Source organism: Desulfobulbus elongatus DSM 2908 (assembly GCF_000621145.1).
In the GTDB taxonomy this organism is placed as follows: Bacteria; Desulfobacterota; Desulfobulbia; order Desulfobulbales; family Desulfobulbaceae; genus Desulfobulbus; species Desulfobulbus elongatus.
The window spans coordinates 1-2,129 of sequence record NZ_JHZB01000083.1 but is presented as its reverse complement, the minus strand read 5'-3'; the positions used below and the strand labels follow the sequence as shown (position 1 = coordinate 2,129).

The window sequence follows — 2,129 nt, the reverse complement described above, 5'->3', positions numbered from 1 at the left end:
AGAAGACAGATCTCTCGTACATTGCACTCAACACATTGGCAGCCGCCATGATTGTCCTGAACAAGGTCATAGTTATTTATAGATAATCACTAAGTAATCAGCAAACAGAAATTGACCTACCGCCTGTTCAATTTTCTATTTGTACCGCATTCAATTGCTGACCAAGAACACCGGCTTTTCGTTTCTCCTTGAGTCGATAACTGTCGCCCCTGATCTGGATGACATGGGCATGATGTAACAGCCTGTCGAGCATAGCCGAAGTCAGGGCGGTATTGCCGCCGAAGGCTTGCTCCCATTCACCAAAGCTCAAGTTAGAGGTCAGAATCACCGAGCCGGATTCATACCGTTTGGCAATCACTTGGAAAAAGAGATTGGCCTGAGTGTCGCTGAACGGCAGATAACCGATCTCGTCAATGATCAACAGACTCAGGCCAAGCACGCTTCTCCGCAGAACCTCTTTGTAGCGGCCCTGACGCTGCGCGCTCTCCAGGTGCAGCATAAGATCGGCCGCCGAGATGAATCGGACTTTTGCACCGCTTTGCGTCACACGGTAGCCCAAAGCGATTGCCAGATGCGTTTTGCCGGTGCCGCTCGGCCCCAGAAGAATCACATTCTCCTTCCGTTCCAGGAAAGCCAGGCCGGACAGATCCAACAACCGCTGCCGTGGGGCGCCGGTGGCAAAATCGAAATCAAAATCCTCAAGCGTCTTGATGGCAGGGAATCCGGCCAGCTTGGCCAGCGTGTGACGTGATCGCCCCTGTCGCATAGCGTGTTCCGCCTTGAGGATTTCTTCCAGGTAATCGATATAGCTGGTCTCATTGGTTGCCGCCGTCTCGGCCAGGTCAGCGTAGCATCCCTGGATGGCTTGCACTTTCAGTTGTTCGCACAGTGTCTGGATGCGTTCATGTTGGCTCAGCATGGTGCTTCCTCCAGAAACAGGGCTTCATACACTTGGGGAGACCGCTGCAACTGTTCAACAGGCCATGAGGGTGACGAATCTACTACTACCGCGTTGTTGACCACCGCCAATCGTGTCGGCAGAGGCTGCAGCAAGCTGCGTTCGATGATCAGTTGCTCATCGGGCCGCTTGCCGGTCTCACCGTGCACCCGGCAGTTGGCCACCTCGGCCAGCCATTTCAGCACTTCCGTATTCGCCGTTGCCGCGTTAACCTGCAGCCCCGCCTGCGACAGCCGCGATTGCAAGGGAATGAAAAAACTGTACCGCAAATACCGGTTGAACCGCTCAACCTTCCCCTTGGTCTTTGCCCGGTATGGTTGGGGCACAATCGGGGCACGAAGCCGAAGTGGCGGGCTATGTCCCACAATCCTTGATGGAACCGGTGTTGTCCCTCGCCGTAAGCGTTCCGCTCCACCACCACTGTCTTCATGTTGTCGTAGAGCACCTCGTGGGGAATCCCACCGAAAAAGGCGAACGCCGCTTCATGGCACTCCCGCAGTACCTCGAATCGCTCACTGGTGACAAACTGCACAAATGTCGCCCTACTGTAGCCCAAGGTCGCCACAAAGGCTGACAACGGGTCCCGACCTCGACGAAACACACACCAATCCACCTGCATCTGCCGACCAGGTTCCGTCTCGAAACGAACCACTGGCTCTGGAGGTTTGATCGGGATCAGCCGGCTGATATGCAATCGCAACAACCGCTCACTGCCCTTATACCCCATCGCCTGAAGCTCTCGACACAGAACCGGCGCTGGCAGTCGATGCGGCAAAGCTGACGCAATCCGTTGCTCCAGGTACCCATGGAACGGGTCGAGCTTGCTGCCCCGTTTCTTTCCTATGGCCTTATTGACCGGTTCATTCATGGCGGATCGCATATATTTACGAACCGTATTCCGAGAAATCCCCATCATCCGGGATATCTCACGTATCCCTTTCCCTTGCCTGCTCAGTATCCTGATTTCCATACACTCTTCCTGTGTCTTCATGCCGACCTCCTGGGTCGGCAGTTTACTGGAAAAGTGGGTCAGTTTTTAGTTGCCGATGTGGGTCATTTCCATTTTGCCGCTAACAGCACTCAGAGCTGATGATGGCAAACTGAGAAAAAACAACCAAAAGTCGGAATGCTACAGGGAACCCCTGTCCTGGTTCCTCGAAGATGCGGATTT

1 protein-coding gene and 1 pseudogene are annotated in these 2,129 nt (G+C 54.3%); both read right to left on the bottom strand.

What is annotated here, in order from left to right:
* Nucleotides 1-127 precede the first annotated feature (127 nt).
* A complete protein-coding gene (istB, locus tag Q362_RS0117675) occupies nt 128-919 on the bottom strand; it encodes an IS21-like element helper ATPase IstB (RefSeq protein WP_028319695.1) in 792 nt (263 codons plus the stop codon).
* Nucleotides 913-1,949 (bottom strand): annotated as a pseudogene (gene istA / locus Q362_RS21655) (IS21 family transposase). Before istA ends, istB begins: the two are co-directional and overlap by 7 nt.
* Nucleotides 1,950-2,129 lie beyond the last annotated feature (180 nt).

What these genes read in the sequence shown, in the direction of transcription:
- istB (WP_028319695.1), bottom strand. Translation starts at nt 919, where the DNA reads ATGCTGAGCCAACATGAACGCATCCAGACACTGTGCGAACAACTGAAA.